The organism is Saccharibacillus qingshengii (assembly GCF_013185195.1).
Lineage (GTDB): Bacteria > Bacillota > Bacilli > Paenibacillales > Paenibacillaceae > Saccharibacillus > Saccharibacillus qingshengii.
Genome location: NZ_JAAZWC010000068.1, coordinates 1 through 2,127, shown reverse-complemented (window position 1 = coordinate 2,127; position 2,127 = coordinate 1). Strand labels below are relative to the sequence as shown.

The following is a 2,127-nucleotide window of genomic DNA, read 5'->3' as shown; positions in this document are numbered from 1 at the left end:
CCTGATGCGCTTCAGTTACACCAATGGCTCGATATGAGTCAGGATCAGGTCGTGATTATGGAGGTATCCTCTCACGGCATTGACCAGGAACGTACCAGCGGTATAGACTTCGATTTTGCTATCTTTACAAATTTAACGCATGACCATTTGGATTATCATCATTCATTAGAGCGTTACTTTGCAACAAAAGCCCGCTTATTTCAACAAATAAAAGGACAGGGCGAAGCTGTTGTATTCAGCGGAAATTCTTGGGGCAGGAAACTAAGTGAACAGCTGCTAACCAGCCGTACCCCTGTTAGGACTTACGGTAATAGTCTTGATGATTTTATAAGAATCAGCCGAGTGGTTTCAGAATCACCTTTAGAATTTGAGATCTGTGAAGATCAGCATAATTTCTATAGGGTGAAACTGCCTTTATCAGGCTTATATAATGCTCACAATGCACTCGCAGCTTGGACTACAGCACGACGCATAGGAGTGGATACTAAATCTATTATACAAGCTTTTCGTACGTTTCCTGGCGTTCCTGGTCGATTTGAAGTCTATGCTCATCCTGCCGGGGCAGAATGTATTGTCGACTACGCTCATACTCCTGATGGTTTCAATCATTTTTTAAAAACCTTACAGACGCGCAAAACGGGCCGATTGATACATCTGTTTGGTTTTAGAGGAAATAGTGACCCTTCTAAGCGAGAAAGCATGTTAAATATTACAAGCGGAATTAGCGACATTGTTATATTAACGTTGGATGATACCAAAGGAGTCAATGCAACTGAGCTTATCAAAGAGATAAAAACGATGATAAAGCAGCGTTCTAATGGTTGCCTTTACTTTATTGAAGATCGGACCAAAGCAATTGAATGGGCTTGGGATCAAGCCCGGCAGGGAGACTGTATTGCGATTACGGGTAAAGGACATGAAAATTATGAAAATCAATTTGAGTTGCCTTGCCGCTCAGACCGAGAAACTTTGAATTATCTATTTCAACAATATTCGTCCAACGCTTAGATCTCTCAAAAGCGATTGGGTTAATCTATCTTCTTTTTTATCATTTCACTTTTCAAAAAGTATGACGGGGAAAGATAATAAAGTTCAACCACTTAGTTCCAATAAACTCAAAATAAAAATACGCTAAGCCCTATATTCGTTAGGGTTTAGCGTATTTTTATTGAGAAAAAGACACCTGACTTCTTTGCTATATTTTAAGGAGCAGTTAGTTCATCAGCTGTTAACCATTTGTGATTTCTAACCGGATCTCCTCCTGTTGTTGGAACATAATCTACCATATAAATAGTAGTGGATTGAGCAGAATCAACAGTTGCTGTAGCACCCTTCATTCCGGGCATATGATCGGCTGCCAAAACTACTGTTTCCCCTTGCTTAAAAGGAGTATCCCCTGCATTCTCTATATCCTCTTGAATAACCCACTTATGATTTTTCACGGGTTCTCCTCCGGTAGTCGGCGTATAGGATACCGCGTATACAGTTGTATCATAAGCTCCGACAATTGTAGCGGTCGCATCCTTCATTCCAGGCATATGATCGGCAGTAATTACCGCTTGGCTTTCTAAACTAAATGTAGGATTAGTCGCTTCTTTAAGACCCTCTGGAAGTTCTTCTGAATCAGAATGCTCCATGTTTCCGTGCTCCATAGTCGCTTCAGTTCCCGTATCTGCTTGGTTATTATTCTCTGTATTGCTATTACTGCAAGCGCTAAGCAGTACCATTAAAAAAATTCCAAGTCCTATTAATCCTTTATTCATGTTAAAGACTCCCTTTCTATTTATAATACAGACTTCCTTTTACCCTAGTATCTTTGTTCATTTAGATTAAACAAAAAATGTGAAGAAGTTATGAAGATAACGGGATTCGAATATGAATTTCTGCTCCCTGTTTACTTGTAGCCCATATTTCTCCATTATGAGCCAAAACTAATTTTCTGCAGATTGCAAGCCCTATTCCACTACCCCCAGTTTTTCGATTCCTTGACCGATCTCCTCGATAAAATCGTTCAAAAATGTGAGGTAAATCCTGTTCGGAAATTCCAATCCCTGAATCCTGCACCTGCACCCTGACATTTTCTTTTTCTCTAAAAACTTGAACACTTACTGAACCACCCATGGGTGT

3 protein-coding genes are annotated in these 2,127 nt (G+C 40.0%); 1 reads left to right on the top strand and 2 read right to left on the bottom strand.

What is annotated here, in order from left to right; genetic code table 11:
* The coding region (locus tag HRQ60_RS23240; RefSeq protein WP_172201002.1) for a Mur ligase family protein at positions 1 to 1,008 on the top strand (1,008 nt) is incomplete at its 5' end.
* A 194-nt stretch (positions 1,009 to 1,202) separates the two neighbouring features.
* Here the strand turns inward: HRQ60_RS23240 and HRQ60_RS23235 are convergent.
* Positions 1,203 to 1,763: a YdhK family protein gene (locus HRQ60_RS23235; RefSeq protein ID WP_172200999.1), complete on the bottom strand. Its 561-nt coding sequence runs from the start codon at positions 1,761 to 1,763 to the stop codon at positions 1,203 to 1,205.
* A gap of 88 nt (positions 1,764 to 1,851) precedes the next feature.
* Positions 1,852 to 2,127, bottom strand: a 276-nt coding sequence (locus tag HRQ60_RS23230) for a sensor histidine kinase (RefSeq protein WP_172200996.1), incomplete at its 5' end; no start/stop codon positions are given.